General features: G+C 67.1%; 2 protein-coding genes and 1 pseudogene. All 3 read left to right on the forward strand.

Features of this window, described 5'->3' with window-relative positions; all coding sequences use genetic code 11:
* Positions 1-308: 308 nt before the first annotated feature.
* Entirely contained in the window at positions 309-848 is a 540-nt protein-coding gene (locus ACZ6R9_RS33730; RefSeq protein WP_465542589.1) for a hypothetical protein, read from the forward strand.
* Positions 845-1606, forward strand: coding sequence for a Mu transposase domain-containing protein (locus tag ACZ6R9_RS33735; protein ID WP_465542591.1), 762 nt, complete (start codon positions 845-847; stop codon positions 1604-1606). The genes ACZ6R9_RS33730 and ACZ6R9_RS33735 overlap by 4 nt, the downstream gene beginning before the upstream one ends.
* Before the next feature lie 54 nt (positions 1607-1660).
* Positions 1661-2283 (forward strand): annotated as a pseudogene (locus tag ACZ6R9_RS33740) (ATP-binding protein); the annotation flags it as partial.
* Positions 2284-2463 lie beyond the last annotated feature (180 nt).

The following is a 2463-nucleotide window of genomic DNA, read 5'->3' on the forward strand; positions in this document are numbered from 1 at the left end:
GCAGGCCGTCATCGCCTGGATCCAGAAACCCGAGCATCGCAGTCACACCGACCACGATCGGGAAGGCTCAATCCACAGATCTTGACAATTACTCGTCTGGCTGGCCGTGGCCCAGGTGCTGTCGGCGTACATGTGAATGTGCCCAACCACGCACGAGTGAACGTGCCCAGTTCCTGAGGTGCGGAGAGTCCTCGTTCGGCAGTCTGCTGCTTGGCCGGTTCGGATGGCGGAGGGCGGCTGACGATGTCTTGGATCCGCATCGATGGTTGGAACTCCGCCGATTCCACGGTCTGTTCGAGTCCGGGGCGATGAGCCTGTCGGAGATCTCGAAGGAGACCGGGCCGAATCGCCATCCGGTCCGCAAGTACCTTTCCGCGCAGGGGCCGGTCGGGCCGCCCCGCCAGATGTCGAACGGGCAGGCCCGCAAGCGGGTGGTGGACGAGGTCGCGCCGTTGATCGACGCGATGCTGCGGTCCGAGATCCTGATCAAGGGGACGGTGGTCCACGAGCGGCTGGCCAGCGAGTACGGGTTCACGGGCAACAACCAGCGCGTGAAGATCTACCTGCAGGAGGCCAGGCCGCGGATCGCCGAGGAGCTCGGCATCAGCCCGGGTGAGCTGGCCGGCCTGCACCGCCGGTTCGAGGTGGTCCCCGGTGCCCAGGCCCAGGTCGACTGGGGCGACGAGGGCAAGGTCCTCGCCCACCTCGGTATCCCGCGGGTCTACTCGTTTCACATGACGCTGTCGTCTCGCGTGACCCGTTCTGCTGCTTCACCACCAGCCAGGATCTGGCGACGTTCTTCGAGTGCCACCGCCGGACGTTTGCGCACTTCGGCGGGGTGCCGATGAGCATTGTTCACGACCGCACCAAGACCGTGGTCCGCAGGTACATCGCCCCGGGTGAGGCTGTCCCGCTCCACCCCGAGGCGGTGGCCTTCGCCGGCCACTACGACCTCGACATCGACGTGCTCGCCGCCTACCGGCCGCAGGGCAAGGGCCGGGTCGAGCGGCAGGTCGCCATCGTCCGTGATCACGTCCTGGCCGGCTGGGCGTTCTCCTCGATCGAGGAGTTCGACGCCGCGTTCTCGGCCTGGGTGCCACTGCGGCGATCTTGCGTCCACGGCACACCCGGCGAGGTCATCGGCCATCGTGCGGTCCGCGATCACGTGGCCCTGCGGCCACTGCCGAGAACGCCCTACGTCGTCACGCAGCGGCACCTGCGGCATGCCGGCAAGGACTGCCTGGTCGCCTTCGACGCCAACCTCTACTCGATGCCTGCCCGCAGGGTCCGCGCCCGTCAGCTGGTCGAGATCAGGGCCACGAAGTCTCAGGTGATGCTCCACGCCACTGTCCCCGACGCCAACGGCAACCCACTGCTGGCCCGTCCATCCGCGGGCGCTGGGCCGCGGCGCTCGCGTCGTCCACGAACGCCACTGGGACGGTCTTCTTCCGAAGGGCGAAACCCACCGCGTCACCACGGGGGACCTTCTTCCCCAGCCCCGACGCGATCGTTCCGTGGCCGAGGAGACCAGTCCGCTGCAGGCCCTGCTGAGTCGGGCCGCCGCCGCTCACGTCGAGGTCGGCCGCAGGCCGCTGTCGGTCTATGACGAGCTGACCGGAACCCGTCCCGTTACCACCAAGTCCGCGACGAGGGAGTTCCGTTGAGCCAGCTGGTCAGCACCCGCATCCGCACCACGGCCGCCAAGCTCGGCCTGCCCCACCTTGCCGAGGGCATGAACCAGTACGCCCAGCGGGCCGATGAGGCGAGGATGGGCTATCTCGAGTTCGTTGACCTGGTCCTGGCGGAGGAGTTCGCCGTTCGGGATGATCGCCGCTTCCGCCAGAACCTGCGGCTGTCGAAGCAGCCACACCACAAGACGCTCGACGATTACGACTTCTCGTTCCAGCCCGAGCTCGATCCCCGCAAGATCAAGGACCTCGCCACCCTCTCCTTCGTCGAGGCCAAGGCCAATGCCGCCCTGCTCGGGCGCCCGGGGTCGGCAAGACCCACCTTGCCGTCGCTCCGGCGGTCGCCGTCTGCCGGGCGGCCTTCTCGATCTACTTCACCAGCCTTGACGACATGGTCAGTCACTTCAAGGCAACGGAGGCCGCGGGACGGCTGACCAGCAAGCTCCGCACCTACCTGCGGCCGAGCGTTCTCGTGGTGGACGAGGTCGGCTACCAGCCTCTCGACCGTGCCGAGGCGAACCTGGTCTTCCAGGTGATCTCCAAGCGCTATGAGAAGGGCTCGATCATCCTGACGTCGAACAAGACCTTCAGCAAAGCGCACATGTTCCGCTCAACCTGTGCGAGGCAGCGCCGATGGTCAATGGGTTCGGGGGGGTCAGGCTGCCGGGTCGGACCGGTGTGTGCGCCAGAGCGACCTGAGGGCTTCGAGCTCGGTGCGGGGGAAGTGTTCGCCCTACTTGCCGCGATATCCGCTCTCGCCGTACTTCGTGGCGAC

The sequence above is a fragment of the Kitasatospora sp. NPDC048662 genome, from assembly GCF_055587065.1.

Bases quoted from the DNA above. Each gene is read 5' to 3' on its own strand.
- ACZ6R9_RS33730 (WP_465542589.1), top strand. From the start codon at position 309: ATGAGCCTGTCGGAGATCTCGAAGGAGACCGGGCCGAATCGCCATCCG.
- ACZ6R9_RS33735 (WP_465542591.1), top strand. From the start codon at position 845: ATGAGCATTGTTCACGACCGCACCAAGACCGTGGTCCGCAGGTACATC.